Origin of the sequence: Kitasatospora sp. NPDC088134, assembly GCF_044741705.1 — a bacterium.
Classification (GTDB): domain Bacteria; phylum Actinomycetota; class Actinomycetes; order Streptomycetales; family Streptomycetaceae; genus Kitasatospora.
Map to the genome: position 1 here is coordinate 360,737 of NZ_JBIUTD010000004.1, position 22,611 is coordinate 383,347.

Here is a 22,611-nt window from a genome sequence, read left to right on the forward strand (position 1 = left end):
CGTCACAGCCCCAGCGCGCTCCAGGCGAAGCCGGCCGGCATCCCGACCCCCGCCTCGCCCAGCAGCGCGAGCAGCGCCCCGCCGTCGGCCGGGCGGTCGGCCGGCTCCTTGGCCAGCGCCCGCTCCAGCACCCCGGCGAGCTGCGGGTCCACCGCGCGCACCGCGCCCAGCGCCGCCCGGTCCGGCTCCTCCTGGAGGACCTGCTGCATCACCACCCAGGGGTTGCCGTCGCCCCCGTTCCCGAACGGGCTGCTCCCGTGCACCAGGCAGGTCAGCGAGCAGGCCCAGGCCCAGACGTCCGCCGCCGGGCCGACCGGCCCCGGCCGGAACTGCTCGGGCGCCATGAACGGCGGCGTCCCGGTCCAGCCGGCCCGGGTCAGCCGGGTCAGGTCGCCCACCAGCGAGATGCCGAAGTCCAGCAGCTTCGGGCCGTCGGTGGTCAGCATCACGTTGTTCGGCTTCAGGTCGCGGTGCACCAGCCGCACCTCGTGGACGGCCCGCAGCGCCTCCGCCAGCGCCACCGCCAGCGCCCGCAGCAGCACCCGCTCGCGGACCTGCCCGTGCCGGCGCAGGTAGTGGTCCAGCGGCAGCCCGTCGAGCAGCTCCATGGCGATGAACGGGGTGCCGTCGGCGGCGAACCCGTTCTCCACCATCCGGGCGGTGTACCGGGCGGGCACCCGCTCCAGCGCCGCCATCTCCCGCCCGAACCTGGCCCGCAGCTCCTCGTCGTGGCCGGTGTCGGCCTGCAGTGTCTTGAGCGCGACCAGGGTGGCGGAGCCCTTCCGGGTCGCGGCGTACACGGTGCCGTACCCGCCCTTGCCGAGCCGGCGGCGCAGCCGGTAGTCGCCGATCTCGGCGGGCGACCCGGGCGGCAGCGGGTCCGAGCGGAAGCCCGGGAAGGCCCCGTCCGCCGGCTCCGGAGCCGGGGTGTCCCGCACGGTGCCCCCGGCGCCCCCGGCCGGCTCCGTCACCGGTTCGGCGAGCGGCGTCGTGACCGGCACCGTGACCGGCTCCGCCACCGGCTCGGCGGCCGGCGCCGCGGCCGCCCGCTCGGCCTCCTTCGCCGCCCGCAACGCCTCCGACTCGGCCAGCACCTGCCGGGCGATCTCGGCGTCCCGCTCGGCGGTCAGCGCCGCGCTGCGCTCCGCGGCCGCCCGGTCGGCGGCCTCCCGGGCGAGCCGGGCCTGCTCGGCGGCCCGCGCCTCGCGCCGCTGGTCGCGGTAGTCGCGCACGCCCGCGCTGACGGTGTCGTAGGTGGCCCGGACCGCCCCGGCCGGGGCGTCCACCGTGGTCGCGACGGCCACCAGCGGGGGAGCGGCGGCGGCGAGCGGCAGCCGGTTCAGGCCGCGGGTGGCGAACAGCGAGCAGCCCTGCCACAGCACCAGGGCGAGCAGCGCGCCGTTCGGCAGCGCCAGCGGCAGCAGCACGAACTGGGCGGCCAGCACCGGCACCAGCCAGCGGCGCAGCGCGGACCGCTCCCAGGTGCCGGAGGGCATCCGGGTGCACAGCACCAGGAACCGGGTCCGGGCCCACATGCCGGCCCACAGCGCGGCCAGCCCCAGGCCGACCAGCGCCGCCGGGAACCCGCCCCGCTCGGCCCCGAACAGCGCGAGCAGCCCGCGCCCGGCCAGCCAGGGCGGGCTGGTGCGCAGGGCCTGCTGGTCGGCGTTGTCCCCGGGGTCGGTGAAGGTGTGGTGGAGCGCGATCCACAGCAGCACGGTGAGCCCGCCGCCGACCACCACCACCAGCACCGGCTCCAGCACGGCCGCGAACCGCCGCGGCGGGTAGCCGGCCCGCAGCGAGGTCAGCTCGAACTGCCGGCGCGAGGCGTCCCCGGCCAGCCGGGTGCGGATCTGCTTCAACCGGTCGCGGCTGAGCAGCCGGGCCCGGTAGCCGTGCATCCCGGCCCGCAGCGAGGGCAGCGTGACCAGCCGGAGCACCAGCACGACCGCGAGCATCGGCAGCACGGTGTGCGTCCAGAACGGGCTGTCGGTCCAGTCGTACTGCGTCCTGACCGCTGCGGCGATGCTGGTGCCCACTGCCGTTCTCCCCCTTCGCGCCGCGGATCGGCTCCCGGGCGCGCAGGCATGATAGCGGCGCGCCCGGGCCGGGCGGGGCGGCCGCCGGGGCTCAGTGCTCGATCACCTTCGCCAGGATCTCCGGCGCCCGGCGCACCAGCGGCCCCGCCGACAGCCGGACGCCGAGCAGCGCCAGCGCGGCGCCGTACAGCACCCCCGCGGGCAGCACCGGCCAGGCCGGGTGGTGGCCCAGCAGGAGGTAGGCCAGCAGCCCGCCGACCGGCAGGCAGCCCAGCAGCACGCCGATCATCGAACCGAAGGCGTTGAACATCACCACGCCGTTCTGCCCCGGCGCCGCGCTGCGCATCGGATTGCCGTCCGCGGGCAGCGCGAACGGCGCGTACACGCTGATCAGGCAGCCCAGGCCGAGGCTGGTGCCGAACGCCGCCAGGGCCAGGCCGAGCGCCGGGGCCAGCTCGTCCCACCGCCCGGTGAGGGCGGCCATCGCGGGCGCCAGCACCAGCAGCACCGGCACGCCGTAGAGCAGGATCGCCAGCACCCGGCCGCGCAGCTCGTCGCGGGCGTCCCGCCGGGTGGCCAGCGCGGCGGCGACCATCCAGAAGCCGGAGCCGTCCATGCCGAACAGGTTGGCGGACTGCAGGCCCAGCATCAGCCCGCCGATCGCCACCACGTACACCGAGCCGTGCCCCTGCACCACCGAGAGCGCCGCGAACACCACCGTCATCCCGATGCCGGTGAAGATCGCGGCCTTGGAGCGCGGCTCGCGCCAGGCGTACCGCAGGTGCCGCTGCGCCACCGCGCCGACCCGGCCGCCCGGGAGCAGCCGCCAGCCGCGGGCGGCCCGTCCGGCGGCGGCCGGCGCGGTCTCGACCAGGGTGGAGGAGTCGCCGGTGACCATCAGGTCCTGCAGGCTCCGCAGCCACCAGCGCAGCAGCACCGCCAGCAGGCCCGCGGTGAGCGCGAGTTGCAGCGCCGCCACGGCCCAGGCGCCCTCGCCGGCCGAGCGCACCGCGTCGATCGCGGAGACCGGCGGCACCCAGCGCAGCACCGAGCCGTACGGGTGCAGCACCGACAGGTCGACGCCCCGGCCGGAGGCGTTCAGCGAGCTCTGCACGCCGAGGTTGCCGAGCTGGGCCAGCACCGCGAACAGCAGGCCGCCGAAGACCGCGAAGTCCTTGCCGCGCCGGCTGGACAGCACCCGGGCGTTGCCCGCCCCGACCGCGCGGGTCAGCGCGACCAGGGTCAGCAGCACCAGCGGCACCGCCGGGAACGCGACCACCAGCGAGCCGGTGCCCCGCCCGGCCGCCGCCGCGGCCCCGGCCAGCAGCAGCAGACCGACCAGCGGCCCGGGCCCGATCAGACTGCCGAGCAGGGTGCCGCGCAGCAGCGCGCCCGGCCGCAGCGGCAGCATGGTGAGCCGGGTCGGGTCGGCGCTCTCGTCGCCGGAGAAGAAGAACAGCGGCATCGCGGCCCAGCAGACCGCCAGCCCGGCGGTGAGCACCGCCGCCACGTCGGCGGCCCCGGCCCGGCCGTGCAGGGCGATCAGCCCCGCGGCGGCGGCCAGGCCGAACAGCAGCCCGACGCAGGTGCCCAGGACGTAGCCGGCGGTGAGGCCGGGGCTGCGCCGCAGCCCGTTGCGCAGCAGCCGGAGCTTGAGCCCGACCAGCGCGCGGACCACGGCGCGGTCGTCGGTGGCGGCCGCGGCGGCCGGGACGGGGGCTGCGGCGTTCACCGGTTGCCCCCGCCGAGCCAGCCGAGCGACCGGCCGTCGTCCTCGCGGACCCCGACCAGCCCGAGGAACGCCTGGTGCAGCGACGTCCCGCCGCGGACCTCCGCCAGCGGCCCGGCGGCGACCACCCGGCCGGCGTTGACCACGGCGACCCAGTCGCAGAGCGACTCGACCAGCTCCATCACGTGGCTGGAGAACACCACCGTGGAGCCGGACGCCGCGTACCGGGTCAGCACGCCGCGGATGGTCTGCGCGGAGACCGGGTCGACGCCCTCGAAGGGCTCGTCGAGGAACAGCACGTCCGGGTTGTGCAGCAGGGCGGCGGCCAGGCCGATCTTCTTGCGCATGCCGGTGGAGTAGTCGGCGACCAGCTTGTGGCCGGAGGCGGTCAGGTCGAGGACGGAGAGCAGCTCCTCGGCCCGCCGGTCGGTCTCGGCGCCGTCGAGCCCGCGCAACCGCCCGTTGAACTGCAGCAGTTCGCGCCCGCTCAGCCGCTCGAACATCCGCAGGCCCTCGGGCAGGATGCCGATCCGGGCCTTGACCCCGACCGGGTCCTGCCAGACGTCGGTGCCGTGCACCAGCACCGTCCCCCGGTCCGGCCGGAGCAGGCCGGTGACCATCGACAGCGTGGTGGTCTTGCCGGCGCCGTTCGGGCCGACCAGGCCGATGAAGGACCCGGCGGGCAGGTCGAGGCTCAGCCCGGCGACGGCGGTCTGTTCCCCGAAGCGCTTCCACAGGTCGCGGATCGAGACGGCGGGCGGCGGGGTGGTCGCCTCCATGGCGGGTGTTCTCCTTGTCGACTGCGGTCCGCGGACGCGCCGAGGGGCGCTCCCGGAGCCCGACCCTATGATCGTTCCGGTGCTCCTCCCATCCCCCGTTCGGCGGTACTGACACCGAACCGGCCGGGATCGGCAACTACCGGCGCACCCCGTTCGTCCTGCATCCTGAGAGTGCGTGCGCAGCACGGGGAACGGGAGGTGGCTGCGATGTCCGGTCAGTGGGGATCTCCGGCGCCGTACGGGCAGCAGCCCTGGCAGCCGGCGCCGACGCCGCAGTCCGCGATGCGCGCCGCGCATTCCGACCGCGAGCGCACGGTGGACGTGCTGAAGGCGGCGTACGCGGAGGGGCGGCTGTCCGCCGCCGAGTACGAGCACCGGATGTCGAGCGCGCACCAGGCCGCCACCTACGGGCAGCTGGCCTCGCTGGTGGCCGACCTGCCGGCCGGCCCGATGGTGCAGCCGTTCGGCGCGGCCGTCCCGATGGTCCCGCCGACCTTCCTGCCGCCCGCCTTCCCGCCGCCGCCCCGGCCGAACAACGGCCTGGCCACCGCCTCGGCGATCCTCGGCGGGCTGACCCTCTTCACCGGGGGCCTCACCGGCCTGCCCGCGGTGATCACCGGCCACATCGCCCGCGGCCAGATCCGCCGCACCCGGGAGGCCGGCGACGGCCTCGCGGTGTTCGGGCTGATCCTCGGCTGGCTGTCGATGGCCGGCTGGGCGCTCTTCTCCCTGCTGTTCCTGCTGGCGGCTTCCGGCCACTGAGCCCGCCCCGCGCGGGGGAGCGCCCGTCCGGACGCGCCCCATTTGTTTTGACCGGCGCGGGTGCGCTAGGTACGCTCTGACCTTGTGCCTGGGGTGTGCCCGGGTCCTTGTGCGTGCCAGCAGATCGGCCGCCGCAGCGGAGACTCCACCCGCTCGGCTCTTGCCGCCGCCGCAGCTCAGCTCGGGATTCCGTGATTCTTCCCCTGAAGAAGGTCCAACACACCCGACCGCGTGGGTCGGAGAGTGAGGGACGCCACCTCAGGTTAGTTCCACCGAGCCTTGGCACACAGAAAACGGAGAAACGGTGCCTACGATCCAGCAGCTGGTCCGAAAGGGCCGGCAGGACAAGGTCCAGAAGACCAAGACCCCCGCGCTCGAGGCCTCGCCCCAGCGCCGCGGCGTCTGCACGCGTGTGTACACGACCACCCCGAAGAAGCCGAACTCGGCTCTCCGCAAGGTCGCCCGTGTGCGCCTCACCAGCGGGATCGAGGTCACCGCTTACATTCCGGGCGAGGGCCACAACCTGCAGGAGCACTCCATCGTGCTCGTGCGTGGCGGTCGTGTGAAGGACCTGCCGGGTGTGCGTTACAAGATCATCCGCGGCGCTCTCGACACCCAGGCTGTCAAGAACCGCAAGCAGGCCCGCAGCCGCTACGGCGCCAAGAAGGAGAAGTAAGAATGCCTCGTAAGGGCCCCGCCCCGAAGCGCCCGGTCATCATCGACCCGGTTTACGGCTCCCCGCTGGTGACCTCGCTGGTCAACAAGATCCTGCTGCACGGCAAGCGCTCCACCGCCGAGCGGATCGTCTACGGCGCCCTCGAGGGCGTCCGCGAGAAGACCGGTGCCGACCCGGTGATCGCGCTCAAGCGCGCGCTGGAGAACGTCAAGCCGACCCTCGAGGTCAAGTCCCGCCGCGTCGGCGGCGCCACCTACCAGGTGCCGGTCGAGGTCCGTCCGGGCCGCGCCAACACCCTGGCGCTGCGCTGGCTGGTCGGCTACTCCCGCGCCCGTCGCGAGAAGACCATGACCGAGCGTCTGCTCAACGAGATCCTCGACGCCAGCAACGGCCTGGGCGCTTCCGTGAAGCGTCGCGAGGACACCCACAAGATGGCCGAGTCCAACAAGGCCTTCGCGCACTACCGCTGGTAGTCCGAACCCCGTCACTAGACAGAGAGAGAACGAGCCACCATGGCTGCAACCTCCCTTGACCTCGCCAAGGTCCGCAACATCGGGATCATGGCGCACATCGACGCGGGCAAGACCACCACCACCGAGCGGATCCTGTTCTACACCGGTGTCTCGTACAAGATCGGTGAGGTCCACGACGGCGCTGCCACGATGGACTGGATGGAGCAGGAGCAGGAGCGCGGCATCACCATCACGTCGGCCGCGACGACCTGTCACTGGACCCTCGACGGTTCCGACCACACCATCAACATCATCGACACCCCGGGCCACGTCGACTTCACCGTCGAGGTGGAGCGCTCGCTGCGCGTGCTCGACGGTGGCGTGACGGTGTTCGACGGCGTCGCCGGTGTCGAGCCCCAGTCCGAGACCGTGTGGCGGCAGGCTGACCGCTACGGCGTCCCGCGCATCTGCTTCATCAACAAGCTGGACCGCACGGGCGCCGACTTCTACTTCTGCGTGCAGACCATCGTGGACCGCCTCGGCGCCACCCCGCTGGTCATGCAGCTGCCGATCGGCGCCGAGGGCGACTTCGCCGGCGTCGTCGACCTGGTGAAGATGAAGGCCCTGGTCTGGTCCGCCGACGCGCCCAAGGGCGAGATGTACGACACCGTCGACATCCCGGCCGACCTCGCCGACAAGGCCGCGGAGTACCGCGAGGCCCTGCTCGACACCGTGTCGAACGTCAGCGACGAGGTGATGGAGCTCGCCCTGGAGGGCGAGGACATCCCCGAGGAGCTGCTGGTCGCCGCGATCCGCAAGGGCACGCTGAACTCGGACTTCACCCCGATCTTCTGCGGCTCGGCGTTCAAGAACAAGGGCGTCCAGCCCCTGCTCGACGCGGTCGTGAAGTACCTGCCGTCGCCCCTCGACATCGAGGGCATCGAGGGCACCAAGCCGAACAACCCCGACGAGAAGATCGTCCGCCAGGCCTCGGACGACGAGCCGCTCGCCGCGCTCGCGTTCAAGATCATGTCGGACCCGCACCTGGGCAAGCTCACCTTCGTCCGCGTGTACTCCGGCCGCCTGGAGTCCGGCACCTCGGTGCTGAACTCCGTCAAGGGCAAGAAGGAGCGCATCGGCAAGATCTACCGCATGCACGCGAACAAGCGTGAGGAGATCGACTCGGTGGGCGCCGGCGACATCATCGCCGTCATGGGCCTGAAGCAGACCACCACCGGTGAGACGCTGTCCGACGAGAAGCAGCCGGTCATCCTGGAGTCCATGGACTTCCCGGCCCCGGTCATCCGCGTCGCGATCGAGCCCAAGTCCAAGGGCGACCAGGAGAAGCTGGGTGTCGCCATCCAGCGCCTGGCCGAGGAGGACCCGTCCTTCCAGGTCAACACCGACGAGGAGACCGGCCAGACGATCATCGCGGGCATGGGCGAGCTGCACCTCGAGGTGCTGGTCGACCGCATGCGCCGTGAGTTCAAGGTCGAGGCCAACGTCGGCAAGCCGCAGGTCGCGTACCGCGAGACGATCCGCAAGGCCGTCGAGCGCATCGACTACACGCACAAGAAGCAGACCGGTGGTTCCGGCCAGTTCGCGAAGATCCAGATCGCGATCGAGCCGCTGGAGTCCGGCGAGGGCTACGAGTTCGTGAACAAGGTCACCGGTGGCCGCGTTCCGAAGGAGTACATCCCCTCGGTCGACGCCGGTTGCCAGGAGGCCATGGAGTTCGGCGTGCTCGCCGGCTACCCGCTCCAGGGCGTCCGCGTCAGCCTGCTGGACGGCGCGTCGCACGACGTCGACTCGTCCGAGCTGGCGTTCAAGATCGCCGGTTCCATGGCGTTCAAGGAAGGTGCCAAGAAGGCGTCGCCGGCTCTGCTCGAGCCGATGATGGCCGTCGAGGTCACCACCCCCGAGGACTACATGGGCGACGTGATCGGCGACATCAACTCCCGCCGTGGCCAGATCCGGGCCATGGAGGAGCGTCACGGTGCCCGCGTCGTCAAGGCGCTGGTGCCGCTCTCCGAGATGTTCGGCTACGTCGGTGACCTGCGCAGCAAGACCTCTGGTCGCGCAAGCTACTCGATGCAGTTCGACTCGTACGCCGAGGTTCCGCGGAACGTGGCGGACGACATCATCGCCAAGGCCAAGGGCGAGTGACGTCCCGGTAATCGGGACGAACCAGAACCTTTAGGCTAGAAGGAGGGCACCCGGACGACACCCGTCCGGGTTCCGCCCGGGAGCCCTCCGGCACCCCCACCCGCGGGACGGCTTGGGGCGCCACCAGCGCCCCATCCCCAAACCCGATCCAGACCAACTGACGTCGTACGGCGTACAGAACTGTCCTCAGGAGGACTGCAGTGGCGAAGGCGAAGTTCGAGCGGACGAAGCCCCACGTCAACATCGGCACCATCGGTCACATCGACCACGGTAAGACCACGCTGACCGCGGCGATCACCAAGGTGCTGCACGACGCGTACCCGGAGATCAACCCCTTCACGCCGTTCGACCAGATCGACAAGGCGCCGGAAGAGCGTCAGCGTGGTATCACCATCTCCATCGCGCACGTCGAGTACCAGACCGAGGCGCGTCACTACGCCCACGTCGACTGCCCGGGTCACGCGGACTACATCAAGAACATGATCACCGGTGCGGCCCAGATGGACGGTGCGATCCTCGTCGTCGCCGCCACCGACGGCCCGATGCCGCAGACCAAGGAGCACGTCCTCCTGGCCCGCCAGGTCGGCGTCCCCTACATCGTCGTCGCGCTGAACAAGTCCGACATGGTGGACGACGAGGAGATCCTGGAGCTCGTCGAGCTCGAGGTCCGTGAGCTCCTCTCCGAGTACGAGTTCCCGGGCGACGACCTGCCGGTCGTCCGCGTCTCCGCGCTGAAGGCGCTGGAGGGCGACAAGGAGTGGGGCGAGAAGCTCCTCGGCCTGATGTCCGCCGTCGACGAGGCCATCCCGACCCCGGAGCGCCTGGTCGACCAGCCGTTCCTGATGCCGATCGAGGACGTCTTCACGATCACCGGTCGTGGCACCGTCGTCACCGGCCGCATCGAGCGCGGCATCCTCAAGGTCAACGAGACCGTCGACATCATCGGCATCAAGACCACCAAGACCACCACCACGGTCACCGGTATCGAGATGTTCCGCAAGCTCCTCGACGAGGGCCACGCGGGTGAGAACGTCGGTCTGCTGCTCCGCGGCATCAAGCGCGAGGACGTCGAGCGCGGCCAGGTCATCATCAAGCCGGGTTCGGTCACGCCGCACACCGACTTCGAGGCCCAGGCCTACATCCTGTCGAAGGACGAGGGTGGCCGTCACACCCCCTTCTTCAACAACTACCGCCCGCAGTTCTACTTCCGCACCACCGACGTGACCGGCGTCGTGACCCTCCCCGAGGGCACCGAGATGGTCATGCCGGGCGACAACACCGGTATGACGGTGGCGCTGATCCAGCCCATCGCCATGGAAGAGGGCCTGAAGTTCGCCATCCGTGAGGGTGGCCGCACCGTCGGCGCCGGCCAGGTCACCAAGATCCTGAAGTAATTTCAGGCTCGGCCGACCCACGCGTCACCGCAGGGCCCGGTCCGCTCCCGCGAGGGAGGGGGCCGGGCCCTCGGCGTTGTCCCCCGCAGGTGTGACCTGCGACGCAGCGGGTGGACCCGATTGGCGTACGGGCTGCTTTCTGTGGCAAGATGTCCGGGTTGCTCGGTTGAGTTACCGATGCTGCGCGCCTCCCGCCGGGAGGACCGGAAGCGAGTCCCATGTACTCGTCGTTCCCGTGATGGCCGTTCATGTGTCCACGTGCTGTGTGTGGATGCAGTGGTGTGAAGTCGACACCACGGCAGCTGCGGGGCGAAAGTACGGGAATCTTCCGGGAAGCGTGTGCGGGGTCTCAGCCCGGCCGTCCCCACCCCAGCAGTTCGAAACCGACGGATCTGTTCGCCGGTTTTTTGCAAGCGCGAGCGCGACACGCCCGAGCGCGGGGGTCGGAGGGGAAGGCCGTGCGGCAACGTGACGACACAAAGGACTACGAAGTAGCCATGGCGGGACAGAAGATCCGCATCCGGCTCAAGGCCTACGACCACGAGGTCATCGACTCCTCGGCGAAGAAGATCGTCGAGACGGTGATTCGTACTGGTGCGCAGGTCGCGGGCCCGGTGCCGCTGCCCACTGAGAAGAACGTTTACTGCGTCATCCGCTCGCCGCACAAGTACAAGGACTCGCGCGAGCACTTCGAGATGCGCACTCACAAGCGTCTGATCGACATCCTCGACCCCACGCCGAAGACGGTTGACTCGCTGATGCGTCTCGACCTGCCGGCGGGCGTCGACATCGAGATCAAGCTCTGAGAGGCGCACCGAAGATGGCTAAGCAGATTAAGGGCATCCTGGGCGAGAAGCTCGGCATGACCCAGGTCTGGGACGAGAACAACCGGGTCGTCCCGGTGACCGTCGTCAAGGCCGGGCCGAATGTCGTGACCCAGGTCCACACCGCCGACAGCCCGTCCGGCTACGACGCCGTGCAGATCGGCTTCGGCGAGATCGACCCCCGCAAGGTGAACAAGCCCCTCCAGGGCCACTTCGCCAAGGCCGGTGTCACCCCGCGCCGCCACCTGGTCGAGCTCCGTACCTCGGACGCGTCCGAGTACACCCTGGGCCAGGAGATCACCGCCGAGCTGTTCGAGGCGGGTGTCAAGGTCGACGTGACCGGCACCTCCAAGGGCAAGGGCTTCGCCGGTGTCATGAAGCGTCACAACTTCAAGGGCCTCGGCGCCGGTCACGGCACCCAGCGCAAGCACCGTTCGCCCGGCTCCATCGGTGGCTGCGCCACCCCGGGCCGCGTGTTCAAGGGCATGCGCATGGCGGGTCGGATGGGCCACGAGCGCGTGACCACCCAGAACCTGACCGTGCACGCGGTCGACGCGGAGAAGGGTCTGCTGCTCATCAAGGGCGCGATCCCGGGTCCGAACGGCGGCCTCGTCCTCGTCCGCACCGCGGCGAAGGGCCTGTGAGGAAATGACCACCATTGACATCCTGTCGCCGGCCGGCGACAAGGCCGGCAGCGTCGAGCTGCCCGCCGAGATCTTCGACGCCAAGGTCAGCATCCCGCTGATGCACCAGGTCGTCGTGGCGCAGCTCGCTGCCGCCCGTCAGGGCACCCACAAGACCAAGACCCGCGGCGAGGTCCGTGGCGGCGGCAAGAAGCCGTACCGCCAGAAGGGCACCGGCCGCGCCCGTCAGGGCTCGACCCGTGCGCCGCAGTTCGCGGGCGGTGGCGTCGTCCACGGTCCCGTTCCGCGCGACTACTCGCAGCGGACCCCGAAGAAGATGATCGCCGCCGCCCTGCGCAGCGCGCTCACCGACCGGGCCCGCCACGAGCGCATTCACGTCATCTCCGGCGTGACCGCGACCGAGACCCCGTCGACCAAGGCCGCCAAGGCGCTGTTCGGCAAGATCTCCGAGCGCAAGAACCTCCTCCTGGTGGTCGAGCGCGAGGACGAGCGCGGCATCCTGTCCGCGCGCAACCTGCCGAACGTGCACATCCTGGACGCCGGCCAGCTCAACACCTACGACGTGCTCGTCTCCGACGATGTGGTCTTCACCCAGGCCGCCTTCGAGCGCTTCGTGGCCGGTCCGGCCGCGTCCGCCGAGGCTGTTGCTGCTGAGGGCGAGCTCGAAGGGACTGCCGCCTGATGAGCGAGATCACCTCCAAGACGTTCACGGACCCCCGTGACGTCCTGATCAAGCCGGTCATCTCGGAGAAGAGCTACTCGCTCCTCGACGAGAACAAGTACACGTTCGTCGTGTCCCCCGGTGCCAACAAGACCCAGATCAAGCAGGCCGTCGAGGCGGTCTTCTCGGTCAAGGTCGAGGCCGTGAACACGCTGAACCGTCAGGGCAAGCGCAAGCGCTCCAAGACGGGCTTCGGCAAGCGCAAGGACACCAAGCGCGCGATCGTGACGCTGGCCGAGGGCAACCGCATCGACATCTTCGGTGGTCCGGTCGCCTGACCCTCGGGTCAGGGACTGCGATCGTCGTAAAGGACGAGGACAGAAATGGGTATCCGCAAGTACAAGCCGACTACGCCGGGCCGCCGCGGCTCCAGCGTGGCCGACTTCGTCGAAATCACGCGGTCCACGCCGGAGAAGTCGCTGGTTCGCCCCCTGCACAGCAAGGGCGGCCGTAACAACGCCGGTCGTATCACCGCTCGCCACCAGGGTGGTGGCCACAAGCGCGCCTACCGCGTGATCGACTTCCGTCGTCACGACAAGGACGGCGTGCCGGCCAAGGTCGCGCACATCGAGTACGACCCGAACCGCACCGCGCGCATCGCGCTCCTGCACTACGCGGACGGCGAGAAGCGCTACATCATCGCCCCCCGCGGCGTGGCGCAGGGCGACCGGGTCGAGAACGGCCCCGGTGCCGACATCAAGCCCGGCAACAACCTGCCGCTGCGCAACATCCCGGTCGGTACCACCATCCACGCGGTGGAGCTCCGTCCCGGCGGTGGCGCCAAGCTGGCCCGTTCCGCGGGTTCCGGCATTCAGCTGCTCGCCCGTGAGGGTCGCATGGCGCACCTGCGCATGCCCTCCGGTGAGATCCGCCTGGTCGACGCGCGCTGCCGCGCGACCGTCGGCGAGGTCGGCAACGCCGAGCAGTCGAACATCAACTGGGGCAAGGCCGGCCGTATGCGCTGGAAGGGCGTCCGCCCGACCGTGCGTGGTGTGGCCATGAACCCGATCGACCACCCGCACGGTGGTGGTGAGGGTAAGACCTCCGGTGGTCGCCACCCGGTCTCGCCGTGGGGCAAGCCCGAGGGCCGCACCCGTCGCCCGAACAAGGCGTCGGACTCCCTCATCGTGCGCCGCCGCAAGACCAACAAGAAGCGCTAGGAGCAGGTCAGATGCCGCGCAGTCTCAAGAAGGGCCCCTTCATCGACGACCACCTTCAGAAGAAGGTGGACGTGCAGAACGAGGCGGGCACGCAGAACGTCATCAAGACCTGGTCCCGTCGTTCCGTGATCTCCCCGGCCATGCTCGGCCACACGATCGCGGTTCACGATGGCCGCAAGCACGTCCCGGTGTTCGTCACCGAGTCGATGGTCGGCCACAAGCTCGGCGAGTTCGCTCCCACGCGCACCTTCAAGGGGCACGTGAAGGAAGACCGCAAGTCGAAGCGTCGCTAAGCATCGATTTGAAGCTCCGCTCCGGGGCTTCCGAGCTGTAGCACCAGAACGACGAAGTGACTTACTCCATTAAGGGGACAACCATGGAAGCCAGGGCCCAGGCGCGGTACATCCGCGTCACGCCCATGAAGGCCCGCCGCGTGGTGGACCTCATCCGTGGCCTGCCGGCCACGGAGGCCCAGGCCGTCCTGCGTTTCGCTCCGCAGGCCGCCACCGTGCCGGTCGGCAAGGTGCTCAACAGCGCCATCGCCAACGCCGCGCACAACTACAACCACTCCAACACGGACGACCTCTACATCTCCGAGGCGTACGTTGACGAGGGCCCGACCCTGAAGCGGTTCCGTCCGCGCGCCCAGGGCCGTGCCTACCGGATCCGCAAGCGGACCAGCCACATCACCGTGGTCGTCAGCAGCAAGGAAGGGACCCGGTAATGGGCCAGAAGGTTAACCCGCACGGGTTCCGCCTCGGCATCAGCACGGACTTCAAGTCCCGCTGGTACGCCGACAAGCTGTACAAGGACTACGTCAAGGAAGACGTCGCCATCCGGCGTCTCATGACGCAGGGCATGGAGCGCGCCGGCATCTCGAAGGTGGAGATCGAGCGCACCCGTGACCGGGTCCGCGTGGACATCCACACCGCTCGTCCGGGCATCGTGATCGGCCGCCGTGGCACGGAGGCCGACAAGATCCGCGGCAAGCTGGAGAAGCTGACCGGCAAGCAGGTCCAGCTGAACATCCTCGAGGTCCGCAACCCCGAGATGGACGCCCAGCTCGTGGCCCAGGGCGTCGCGGAGCAGCTGTCCTCCCGCGTCTCCTTCCGTCGCGCCATGCGCAAGAGCATGCAGTCGACCATGAAGGCCGGCGCCAAGGGCATCAAGGTCCAGTGCTCCGGTCGTCTCGGCGGCGCCGAGATGAGCCGTTCGGAGTTCTACCGCGAAGGCCGTGTGCCGCTGCACACCCTGCGCGCGAACGTCGACTACGGCTTCTTCGAGGCCAAGACGACCTTCGGCCGCATCGGCGTGAAGGTCTGGATCTACAAGGGCGACGTCAAGAACATCGCCGAGGTCCGCGCTGAGAACGCCGCTGCCCGCTCCGGCAACCGTCCGGCCCGTCCCGAGGGCGGTCGTCCCGCCCGCGGCGGCGAGCGCGGTGGCCGTGGTGGCGAGCGCGGCGGCCGTGGCCGTCGTCCCGCTTCGACCGAGCAGCCGCTGCAGGCTCCGGTCGCCGCCGAGGCGACGGTCGAGACCCCCGGAACGGAGGCCTGACCGCAATGCTGATCCCCCGTCGGGTCAAGCACCGCAAGCAGCACCACCCGAAGCGCCGCGGCGCGGCCAAGGGTGGCACCGAGCTGGCGTTCGGCCAGTTCGGCATCCAGGCCGTGACCCCGGCCTACGTGACGAACCGTCAGATCGAGTCCGCTCGTATCGCGATCACCCGTCACATCCGTCGTGGCGGCAAGGTCTGGATCAACATCTACCCGGACCGCCCGCTCACCAAGAAGCCGGCCGAGACCCGCATGGGTTCCGGTAAGGGTTCGCCGGAGTGGTGGATCGCGAACGTGCACCCGGGTCGGGTCATGTTCGAACTGTCGTACCCGAACGAGAAGATTGCCCGCGAGGCGCTCACGCGTGCCGCGCACAAGCTTCCGATGAAGTGCCGGATCGTTCGGCGCGAGGACGGTGAGAGCTGATGTCGGCCGCTACCAAGGCTGCTGAGCTTCGCGAACTGGACAACGAGGCCCTCGTTGCCAAGCTCCGTGAGGCCAAGGAGGAGCTGTTCAACCTCCGCTTCCAGGCGGCGACCGGGCAGCTCGACAACCACGGACGGCTCCGGCTGGTCCGTAAGGACATCGCGCGGATCTACACCCTGATGCGCGAGCGCGAGCTGGGCATCGAGACGGTGGAGAACGCCTGATGACTGAGAACACCAACGAGACGCGCGGTTTCCGCAAGACCCGTGAGGGTCTGGTCGTCAGCGACAAGATGGACAAGACCGTCGTCGTCGCCGTCGAGGACCGCGTCAAGCACGCGCTGTACGGCAAGGTCATCCGCCGTACGAACAAGCTGAAGGCGCACGACGAGCAGAACGCCTGCGGCGTCGGCGACCGCGTCCTCCTGATGGAGACCCGGCCGCTGTCCGCGACGAAGCGCTGGCGCGTCGTCGAGATCCTCGAGAAGGCCAAGTAACGAGGTTGTTCGCGGTACGGCCGTATGTGCACCGGGCCCCCAGGGGTGCGGGTGTGAGCAGCGGCCGGCCCGTCAACAGTCGTTGACGATCAGGAGAAAGTTGTGATCCAGCAGGAGTCGCGGCTTCGTGTCGCCGACAACACGGGTGCCAAGGAAATCCTTTGCATCCGCGTTCTCGGTGGCTCCGGCCGCCGCTACGCCGGTATCGGCGACGTCATCGTCGCCACCGTCAAGGACGCGATCCCCGGCGGTTCGGTGAAGAAGGGCGACGTCGTCAAGTGCGTCGTCGTCCGCACCGTCAAGGAGCGCCGCCGTCCGGACGGTTCGTACATCCGTTTCGACGAGAACGCCGCCGTCGTCCTCAAGAACACCGATGGCGACCCCCGCGGTACCCGCATCTTCGGCCCGGTGGGCCGCGAGCTGCGCGACAAGAAGTTCATGAAGATCATCTCGCTGGCGCCGGAGGTGCTCTGACCCATGGCGAACAGCATGAAGATCAAGAAGGGTGACCTGGTCCAGGTCATCACCGGCAAGGACAAGGGCAAGCAGGGCAAGGTCATCCAGGCCATCCCCGCCGACAACAAGGTCCTGGTCGAGGGTGTCAACCGGGTCAAGAAGCACACCAAGCCGGGCCCCGGCACGCAGGGTGGCATCGTGACCGTCGAGGCCCCGGTGCACGTCTCCAACGTCCAGCTGGTCGTGGAGAAGGACGGCAAGAAGGTCGTCACCCGCGTCGGTTACCGCTTTGACGACCAGGGCAACAAGATCCGCGTTGCCAAGCGGACCGGTGAGGACATCTGATGTCTGAGACGACTGTTGAGAAGGTGACCCCCCGCCTCAAGGAGAAGTACCTCTCCGAGGTGAAGGGTCAGCTGCACGAGCAGTTCTCGTACGAGAACGTCATGCTGATCCCCGGCCTGGTCAAGGTCGTGGTCAACATGGGTGTCGGCGAAGCCGCCCGTGACAGCAAGCTGATCGAGGGTGCCATCAAGGACCTGACCGCGATCACTGGTCAGAAGCCGGCCGTGACCAAGGCCCGCAAGTCCATCGCGCAGTTCAAGCTGCGCGAGGGTCAGCCGATCGGCGCCCACGTCACCCTCCGTGGTGACCGCATGTGGGAGTTCGTGGACCGTCTGGTGTCGCTGGCGCTGCCGCGTATCCGTGACTTCCGCGGCCTCTCGCCCAAGCAGTTCGACGGCCGTGGCAACTACACCTTCGGTCTGACCGAGCAGGTCATGTTCCACGAGATCGACCAGGACAAGGTCGACCGTCAGCGCGGTATGGACATCACCGTCGTGACCACCGCTCAGACCGACGATGAGGGCCGGGCGCTGCTGCGCGCTCTGGGCTTCCCGTTCAAGGAGGCGTGAGCCATGGCGAAGAAGGCCCTGATCGCTAAGTCCGAGCGCAAGCCGAAGTTCGGCGTCCGGGCGTACACCCGGTGCCAGCGCTGCGGCCGTCCGCACTCGGTGTACCGCAAGTTCGGCCTGTGCCGTGTGTGCCTCCGTGAGATGGCGCACCGCGGCGAGCTGCCGGGCGTGACCAAGAGCTCCTGGTAATCCCTTACCGGAACCGGTAGTTCTGACCAGCGAAGCAGTGTGTCCGGCCCCCGTCTTTTGGGATTCGCAGGCGAATCCCGTAAGGTTGCGGGGTCGGGCCCCTGCCGCAGCACACCCTTCCCGGGCAGGCTGCGGCCCTCTGTCGAGGGCTCGCAAAACCCAGTCTTACTACGTCGGTAGGTCCCCTGCGCTTGTGCCCCTTTCGCACTCCCCGGTGAGTGCGCGGAGGGGGACCTGGTGCGGAGAAACCACGGCGAGAGAGGCCTGAGGCCACCATGACCATGACCGACCCCATCGCAGACATGCTCACTCGTCTGCGTAACGCCAACTCGGCGTACCACGACTCCGTCGTGATGCCGTCGAGCAAGATCAAGGCGCACGTCGCCGAGATCCTGCAGCAGGAGGGGTACATCTCCTCCTACAAGGTTGAGGACCCCACCGAGAACGAGGTCGGCAAGAAGCTGACCATCGAGCTCAAGTTCGGTCCGAACCGTGAGCGTTCCATCGCCGGCATCAAGCGCATCAGTAAGCCGGGTCTGCGTGTTTACGCAAAGTCCACCAACCTGCCGAAGGTGCTCGGCGGCCTGGGCGTGGCGATCATCTCCACGTCCTCCGGCCTCCTCACCGACAAGCAGGCCGCCAAGAAGGGCGTAGGCGGAGAAGTTCTCGCCTACGTCTGGTAATTCGGGAAACGGAGGTACAGCAATGTCGCGCATTGGACGGCTGCCCATCCAGGTTCCCGCTGGTGTGGACGTCACCATCGACGGCCAGACGGTCTCGGTGAAGGGCCCCAAGGGCTCCCTCACCCACGTCGTCGCCGCGCCGATCGAAATCGGCAAGGGCGAGGACGGCACTCTGGTCGTCACCCGCCCGAACGACGAGCGTCAGTCGAAGGCCCTGCACGGCCTGTCGCGCACGCTGGTGGCGAACATGATCACCGGCGTGACCGCGGGCTACCGCAAGTCGCTGGAGATCAGCGGTGTCGGTTACCGAGTCACGGCGAAGGGCTCCGACATGGAGTTCGCGCTGGGCTACAGCCACCCCATCCTGGTCACCGCGCCGGAGGGCATCTCCTTCGTCGTCGAGTCGCCCACCAAGTTCCACGTGGACGGCACCGACAAGCAGAAGGTCGGCGAGGTCGCCGCGAAGATCCGCAAGCTGCGCAAGCCCGACCCGTACAAGGCCAAGGGCGTCAAGTACGCGGGCGAGGTCATCCGCCGCAAGGTCGGAAAGAGTGGTAAGTAAGCGATGAGCGTCTCTGTCAAGATCGGCAAGGGCAACGCCTACAAGAACGCCGCCCGCAAGCGCCGCGCCATCCGCGTTCGCAAGCGCGTCGTCGGCACCGAGGTGCGTCCGCGCCTCGTCGTGACGCGTTCGAACCGCCACATGGTCGCCCAGGTCATCGACGACGCCAAGGGTCACACCCTGGCGTCGGCGTCCACCCTCGACGTGTCCATCAAGGGCACCGAGGGCGACAAGACCGAGCTGGCCAAGAAGGTCGGAAGCCTGGTCGCCGAGCGCGCCAAGGCCGCCGGCGTCGAGTCGGTCGTCTTCGACCGCGCGGGCAACCGGTACGCCGGCCGCATCGCCGCCCTGGCGGACGCGGCCCGCGAGGCCGGGCTCGACTTCTAAGCCGCTCGTCGACTCTGTCGGCGGACGTAAACGAGAGAGGTAATTCCAATGGCTGGACCCCAGCGCCGCGGTAGCGGCGCCGGCGGTGGCACCGGCGGCGAGCGGCGTGACCGTAAGCGTGACGAGCGGGGCGGCGCCCCGGTCGCCGAGAAGACCGCTTACGTCGAGCGCGTTGTCGCCATCAACCGTGTCGCCAAGGTTGTCAAGGGTGGTCGTCGTTTCAGCTTCACCGCGCTGGTCGTGGTGGGCGACGGTGACGGCACCGTGGGTGTCGGTTACGGCAAGGCGAAGGAGGTTCCGGCCGCCATCGCCAAGGGCGTTGAGGAGGCCAAGAAGAACTTCTTCAAGGTCCCCCGTATCCAGGGCACCATCCCGCACCCCATCCAGGGTGAGAAGGCCGCCGGCGTCGTGCTGCTGAAGCCGGCGTCCCCCGGTACCGGTGTTATCGCCGGTGGCCCGGTGCGTGCCGTCCTGGAGTGCGCCGGCGTTCACGACATCCTGTCGAAGTCGCTCGGCTCGGACAACGCGATCAACATCGTGCACGCCACCGTGGCCGCTCTGAAGGGCCTCGTGCGCCCCGAGGAGATCGCCGCCCGTCGTGGCCTGCCCCTGGAGGACGTGGCCCCGGCCGCGCTGCTCCGGGCCCGTGCGGCTGGGGTGAGCGCCTGATGGCTCGCCTGAAGGTCACCCAGACCAAGTCGTACATCGGTAGCAAGCAGAACCACCGTGACACCCTCCGTTCGCTCGGCCTGAAGCGGCTGAACGACACCGTGGTGAAGGAGGACCGCCCGGAGATCCGCGGCATGGTCCACACCGTTCGTCACCTCGTCACGGTCGAGGAGGTGGACTGATCATGTCGGACTCGCCGATCAAGCTCCACAACCTGAAGCCCGCCCCGGGTGCCAAGAAGGACAAGATCCGCGTTGGTCGCGGTGAAGGCTCCAAGGGTAAGACTGCAGGTCGTGGTACCAAGGGCACCAAGGCCCGCTACCAGGTTCCGCAGCGCTTCGAGGGTGGCCAGATGCCCCTCCACATGCGCCTGCCGAAGCTGAAGGGCTTCAAGAACCCGGCCCACAAGCAGTTCCAGGTCGTGAACCTGGACCGCCTGGCCGAGCTCTACCCGAACGGTGGCGAGGTCACCGTGGCCGGGCTGATCGAGAAGGGCGCCGTTCGCAAGAACGAGCTCGTCAAGGTCCTCGGCCAGGGCGACATCGCGGTGGCGCTGCAGGTGACGGTCGACGCCGTCTCCGGCTCCGCCGCCGAGAAGATCACCGCGGCCGGCGGTTCGGTCACCGAACTGCTCTGACGCCGTCGATCTGACGCACGGACAGAAACCGGGCCCCGCGCCCTCTTGCGAAAGAGGGTGCGGGGCCCGTTGCCGTGGGGGCCCCTTGCACGTGCTCGGTTTGTGTGTCAAAACCGGGCAAGCCGTACCCCATGAGTGGGGGAGCGGCGGCACGAGCTTCTGTGGAGCCCCCAGGCACTGTTAGAGTCCGTGAAGTTCCCTTACCCCACATCAGGACCGACCCTTCCGCCGACGACGCGCGGGAGGCGCAGGAGGCACCGTGCTCAGTGCGTTCGCGCGGGCGTTCCAGACGCCCGACCTGCGCAAGAAGCTGCTGTTCACGCTGGGCATCATGGTGCTGTTCCGCATGGGCGCCCACATCCCCGTGCCCGGAGTCAACTTCGAGGCCGTCCACGCGTGCGTGAAGAGCCAGAAGGAAGGCCTGTTCGGGCTGGTCAACCTGTTCAGCGGCGGCGCGCTGCTGCAGTTGACCATCTTCGCGCTCGGCATCATGCCGTACATCACGGCCAGCATCATCCTCCAGCTGCTCACCGTGGTCATCCCGCGGCTGGAAGCGCTGAAGAAGGAGGGGCAGGCCGGCACCGCGAAGATCACGCAGTACACCCGCTACCTGACCATCGCCCTCGCCGTGCTCCAGGGCACCGGCATCCTGGCGACGGCCTCCAGCGGCGCGCTGTTCTCCAACTGCCCGCAGGGCGCGGACATCGTCCCGAACCAGTCGATCTTCCGGATCGCCACGATGGTCATCATCATGACCGCGGGCACCACCGTGATCATGTGGCTGGGCGAGCTGATCACCGACCGCGGCATCGGCAACGGCATGTCGATCCTGATCTTCACCTCGATCGCGGCCGGTTTCCCCGGCTCGATGTGGGCGATCAAGCAGTCCGGCTCGCTGCTGGACGGCTGGGGCGAGTTCGTCTCGGTCATCGCGGTCGGCATCATCGTGGTCTGCCTGGTCATCTTCGTCGAGCAGGCCCAGCGCCGGATCCCGGTGCAGTACGCGAAGCGGATGATCGGCCGCCGCGCCTTCGGCGGGACGTCGACCTACATCCCGCTGAAGGTCAACCAGGCCGGCGTGATCCCGGTCATCTTCGCCTCCTCGCTGCTGTACATCCCGGCGCTGGTGGTGCAGCTGACCAACTCCCAGGCGGGCTGGGCGATCTGGATCAAGGAGCACTTCGTCAAGGGTGACCACCCGGTCTACATGGCGACGTACTTCGTGCTCATCGTCTTCTTCGCCTTCTTCTACGTCGCCATCTCCTTCAACCCCGAAGAAGTTGCCGACAACATGAAGAAGTATGGTGGCTTCATCCCGGGCATCCGGGCCGGCCGACCGACGGCCGAGTACCTGAACTACGTGCTCACCCGCATCACGTGGCCGGGATCGCTGTACCTGGGCCTGATCGCGTTGATCCCGATGGTCGCCCTCGTCGCCTTCGGGCAGCAGACCAACTTCCCGTTCGGCGGCACCTCCGTGCTCATCGTCGTCGGCGTCGGACTCGAAACTGTGAAGCAGATCGAGAGCCAACTCCAGCAGCGCAATTACGAAGGGTTCCTCCGCTGATGCGAATCGTCCTCGTCGGACCCCCCGGGGCCGGGAAGGGTACTCAGGCGCACGTTCTGGCCAAGACCCTGTCCATTCCCCACATCTCCACCGGTGACCTGTTCCGCGCGAACATCAGCCAGGGCACCCCGCTGGGTGTCGAGGCCAAGAGCTACATGGACGCCGGGCGCCTGGTGCCCGACGAGGTCACCATCGGGATGGCCAAGGACCGCATGCTCCAGCCGGACGCCGCCAACGGCTTCCTGCTGGACGGCTTCCCGCGCAACCTGGGCCAGGCGGAGGCGCTGGACGCCATCCTGGCCGAGAACGGCATCGCGCTGGACGGCGTGCTGGACCTGGAGGTCCCCGAGGACGAGGTCGTCAAGCGGATCGCCGGTCGCCGGCTGTGCCGCAACGACGGCTCCCACGTGTTCCACGTGGTGTACAACCCGCCGAAGACCGAGGGCGTCTGCGACGAGTGCGGCGGCGAGCTGTACCAGCGCTCGGACGACACCGAGGAGGCCGTGCGGGTCCGGCTGGAGGAGTACCACTCCAAGACCGAGCCGATCATCGGCTACTACCAGGAGCAGGGCCTGCTGGTCACCATCTCCGCCCTCGGCAAGGTGGACGAGGTGACCGAGCGCGCGGTCGCCGCCCTGGAGCAGAACAAGAACGCCTGACGCCACGAGGCGTCGTGAGACGGCCGGGTCGCCCCGAAGCGGGCGGCCCGGCCGTCTCGTGCGT

At 69.0% G+C, this 22,611-nt stretch carries 31 protein-coding genes; 28 read left to right on the top strand and 3 right to left on the bottom strand.

Translation table 11 applies throughout. The features are described 5' to 3' along the window. Positions 1–2: 2 nt before the first annotated feature. From ACIOHG_RS09535 to ACIOHG_RS09545, 3 genes are all read right to left on the bottom strand, one after another. Positions 3–2,039 (bottom strand): serine/threonine-protein kinase, encoded by a 2,037-nt coding sequence (locus tag ACIOHG_RS09535; protein WP_400947485.1) that lies wholly within the window; start codon positions 2,037–2,039, stop codon positions 3–5. Between the two features lie 91 nt (positions 2,040–2,130). Then, positions 2,131–3,771 carry a transporter gene (locus tag ACIOHG_RS09540; RefSeq protein WP_400947487.1) on the bottom strand — a complete coding sequence of 547 codons (1,641 nt, stop codon included), beginning with the start codon at positions 3,769–3,771 and terminating at the stop codon, positions 2,131–2,133. Next, on the bottom strand, positions 3,768–4,547 hold the full coding sequence (locus tag ACIOHG_RS09545; protein ID WP_400947490.1) for an ABC transporter ATP-binding protein: 780 nt from the start codon (positions 4,545–4,547) through the stop codon (positions 3,768–3,770). The genes ACIOHG_RS09540 and ACIOHG_RS09545 overlap by 4 nt, the downstream gene beginning before the upstream one ends. Positions 4,548–4,754: 207 nt before the next feature. On the opposite strand from ACIOHG_RS09545, the gene ACIOHG_RS09550 reads away from it, so the two are divergent. The 28 genes from ACIOHG_RS09550 (at position 4,755) to ACIOHG_RS09685 (ending at position 22,547) form a co-directional block, all read left to right on the top strand. Continuing rightward, complete coding sequence (locus ACIOHG_RS09550; RefSeq protein ID WP_400947493.1) at positions 4,755–5,309, top strand: DUF1707 and DUF4190 domain-containing protein; 555 nt, start codon at positions 4,755–4,757, stop codon at positions 5,307–5,309. Positions 5,310–5,613: 304 nt separating this feature from the next. Beyond that, positions 5,614–5,985: a 30S ribosomal protein S12 gene (rpsL, locus tag ACIOHG_RS09555; protein ID WP_014136303.1), complete on the top strand. Its 372-nt coding sequence runs from the start codon at positions 5,614–5,616 to the stop codon at positions 5,983–5,985. A gap of 2 nt (positions 5,986–5,987) precedes the next feature. Beyond that, entirely contained in the window at positions 5,988–6,458 is a 471-nt protein-coding gene (gene rpsG, locus ACIOHG_RS09560; protein ID WP_033822197.1) for a 30S ribosomal protein S7, read from the top strand. Positions 6,459–6,497: 39 nt separating this feature from the next. Continuing rightward, complete coding sequence (gene fusA / locus ACIOHG_RS09565) at positions 6,498–8,603, top strand: elongation factor G (RefSeq protein WP_400947496.1); 2,106 nt, start codon at positions 6,498–6,500, stop codon at positions 8,601–8,603. 200 nt (positions 8,604–8,803) lie between these two features. Continuing rightward, the gene (tuf, locus tag ACIOHG_RS09570; protein WP_400714223.1) at positions 8,804–9,997 is read left to right on the top strand and encodes an elongation factor Tu; all 1,194 of its coding nucleotides are present in this window, start codon (positions 8,804–8,806) and stop codon (positions 9,995–9,997) included. A 497-nt stretch (positions 9,998–10,494) separates the two neighbouring features. After that, positions 10,495–10,803 (top strand): 30S ribosomal protein S10, encoded by a 309-nt coding sequence (gene rpsJ / locus ACIOHG_RS09575; protein WP_012785157.1) that lies wholly within the window; start codon positions 10,495–10,497, stop codon positions 10,801–10,803. Between the two features lie 14 nt (positions 10,804–10,817). Then, the gene (rplC, locus tag ACIOHG_RS09580; protein WP_400947498.1) at positions 10,818–11,465 is read left to right on the top strand and encodes a 50S ribosomal protein L3; all 648 of its coding nucleotides are present in this window, start codon (positions 10,818–10,820) and stop codon (positions 11,463–11,465) included. Between the two features lie 4 nt (positions 11,466–11,469). Beyond that, positions 11,470–12,147 carry a 50S ribosomal protein L4 gene (gene rplD / locus ACIOHG_RS09585; protein ID WP_400947501.1) on the top strand — a complete coding sequence of 226 codons (678 nt, stop codon included), beginning with the start codon at positions 11,470–11,472 and terminating at the stop codon, positions 12,145–12,147. After that, the gene (gene rplW, locus ACIOHG_RS09590; RefSeq protein WP_014136285.1) at positions 12,147–12,464 is read left to right on the top strand and encodes a 50S ribosomal protein L23; all 318 of its coding nucleotides are present in this window, start codon (positions 12,147–12,149) and stop codon (positions 12,462–12,464) included. Before rplD ends, rplW begins: the two co-directional genes overlap by 1 nt. Before the next feature lie 45 nt (positions 12,465–12,509). After that, a complete protein-coding gene (gene rplB / locus ACIOHG_RS09595; RefSeq protein ID WP_400947504.1) occupies positions 12,510–13,346 on the top strand; it encodes a 50S ribosomal protein L2 in 837 nt (278 codons plus the stop codon). 11 nt (positions 13,347–13,357) lie between these two features. Next, positions 13,358–13,639, top strand: a complete 282-nt coding sequence (rpsS, locus tag ACIOHG_RS09600) for a 30S ribosomal protein S19 (RefSeq protein WP_014136283.1) — start codon at positions 13,358–13,360, stop codon at positions 13,637–13,639. Between the two features lie 83 nt (positions 13,640–13,722). Continuing rightward, positions 13,723–14,070, top strand: a complete 348-nt coding sequence (gene rplV / locus ACIOHG_RS09605) for a 50S ribosomal protein L22 (protein WP_099899927.1) — start codon at positions 13,723–13,725, stop codon at positions 14,068–14,070. Continuing rightward, entirely contained in the window at positions 14,070–14,903 is an 834-nt protein-coding gene (rpsC, locus tag ACIOHG_RS09610; protein ID WP_400947506.1) for a 30S ribosomal protein S3, read from the top strand. Before rplV ends, rpsC begins: the two co-directional genes overlap by 1 nt. A 5-nt stretch (positions 14,904–14,908) precedes the next feature. Then, on the top strand, positions 14,909–15,328 hold the full coding sequence (gene rplP, locus ACIOHG_RS09615; protein WP_030457415.1) for a 50S ribosomal protein L16: 420 nt from the start codon (positions 14,909–14,911) through the stop codon (positions 15,326–15,328). Next, the gene (gene rpmC / locus ACIOHG_RS09620; RefSeq protein ID WP_030457414.1) at positions 15,328–15,552 is read left to right on the top strand and encodes a 50S ribosomal protein L29; all 225 of its coding nucleotides are present in this window, start codon (positions 15,328–15,330) and stop codon (positions 15,550–15,552) included. The genes rplP and rpmC overlap by 1 nt, the downstream gene beginning before the upstream one ends. After that, entirely contained in the window at positions 15,552–15,824 is a 273-nt protein-coding gene (gene rpsQ / locus ACIOHG_RS09625; protein ID WP_014136278.1) for a 30S ribosomal protein S17, read from the top strand. Before rpmC ends, rpsQ begins: the two co-directional genes overlap by 1 nt. A gap of 102 nt (positions 15,825–15,926) precedes the next feature. Then, positions 15,927–16,298 (top strand): 50S ribosomal protein L14, encoded by a 372-nt coding sequence (gene rplN / locus ACIOHG_RS09630; RefSeq protein ID WP_030300391.1) that lies wholly within the window; start codon positions 15,927–15,929, stop codon positions 16,296–16,298. 15 nt (positions 16,299–16,313) lie between these two features. Then, positions 16,314–16,625, top strand: a complete 312-nt coding sequence (rplX, locus tag ACIOHG_RS09635; protein ID WP_030457413.1) for a 50S ribosomal protein L24 — start codon at positions 16,314–16,316, stop codon at positions 16,623–16,625. Continuing rightward, a complete protein-coding gene (gene rplE / locus ACIOHG_RS09640; RefSeq protein ID WP_030457412.1) occupies positions 16,625–17,194 on the top strand; it encodes a 50S ribosomal protein L5 in 570 nt (189 codons plus the stop codon). Before rplX ends, rplE begins: the two co-directional genes overlap by 1 nt. A 3-nt stretch (positions 17,195–17,197) precedes the next feature. Then, a complete protein-coding gene (locus tag ACIOHG_RS09645) occupies positions 17,198–17,383 on the top strand; it encodes a type Z 30S ribosomal protein S14 (RefSeq protein WP_008747480.1) in 186 nt (61 codons plus the stop codon). Positions 17,384–17,658: 275 nt separating this feature from the next. Further along, entirely contained in the window at positions 17,659–18,066 is a 408-nt protein-coding gene (rpsH, locus tag ACIOHG_RS09650) for a 30S ribosomal protein S8 (protein WP_043914570.1), read from the top strand. Positions 18,067–18,088: 22 nt separating this feature from the next. Continuing rightward, positions 18,089–18,628 (top strand): 50S ribosomal protein L6, encoded by a 540-nt coding sequence (gene rplF / locus ACIOHG_RS09655; protein ID WP_400947508.1) that lies wholly within the window; start codon positions 18,089–18,091, stop codon positions 18,626–18,628. Between the two features lie 3 nt (positions 18,629–18,631). Further along, positions 18,632–19,015, top strand: a complete 384-nt coding sequence (gene rplR, locus ACIOHG_RS09660; RefSeq protein WP_035863513.1) for a 50S ribosomal protein L18 — start codon at positions 18,632–18,634, stop codon at positions 19,013–19,015. 48 nt (positions 19,016–19,063) lie between these two features. Further along, positions 19,064–19,684, top strand: a complete 621-nt coding sequence (gene rpsE / locus ACIOHG_RS09665; protein ID WP_030457410.1) for a 30S ribosomal protein S5 — start codon at positions 19,064–19,066, stop codon at positions 19,682–19,684. Then, a complete protein-coding gene (rpmD, locus tag ACIOHG_RS09670; protein ID WP_014136270.1) occupies positions 19,684–19,866 on the top strand; it encodes a 50S ribosomal protein L30 in 183 nt (60 codons plus the stop codon). Before rpsE ends, rpmD begins: the two co-directional genes overlap by 1 nt. A 2-nt stretch (positions 19,867–19,868) precedes the next feature. Beyond that, complete coding sequence (gene rplO / locus ACIOHG_RS09675; protein ID WP_400947511.1) at positions 19,869–20,321, top strand: 50S ribosomal protein L15; 453 nt, start codon at positions 19,869–19,871, stop codon at positions 20,319–20,321. A gap of 259 nt (positions 20,322–20,580) precedes the next feature. Next, complete coding sequence (gene secY / locus ACIOHG_RS09680) at positions 20,581–21,888, top strand: preprotein translocase subunit SecY (RefSeq protein ID WP_400947513.1); 1,308 nt, start codon at positions 20,581–20,583, stop codon at positions 21,886–21,888. Continuing rightward, positions 21,888–22,547, top strand: coding sequence for an adenylate kinase (locus tag ACIOHG_RS09685; protein ID WP_400947516.1), 660 nt, complete (start codon positions 21,888–21,890; stop codon positions 22,545–22,547). Before secY ends, ACIOHG_RS09685 begins: the two co-directional genes overlap by 1 nt. Positions 22,548–22,611: the final 64 nt, after the last annotated feature.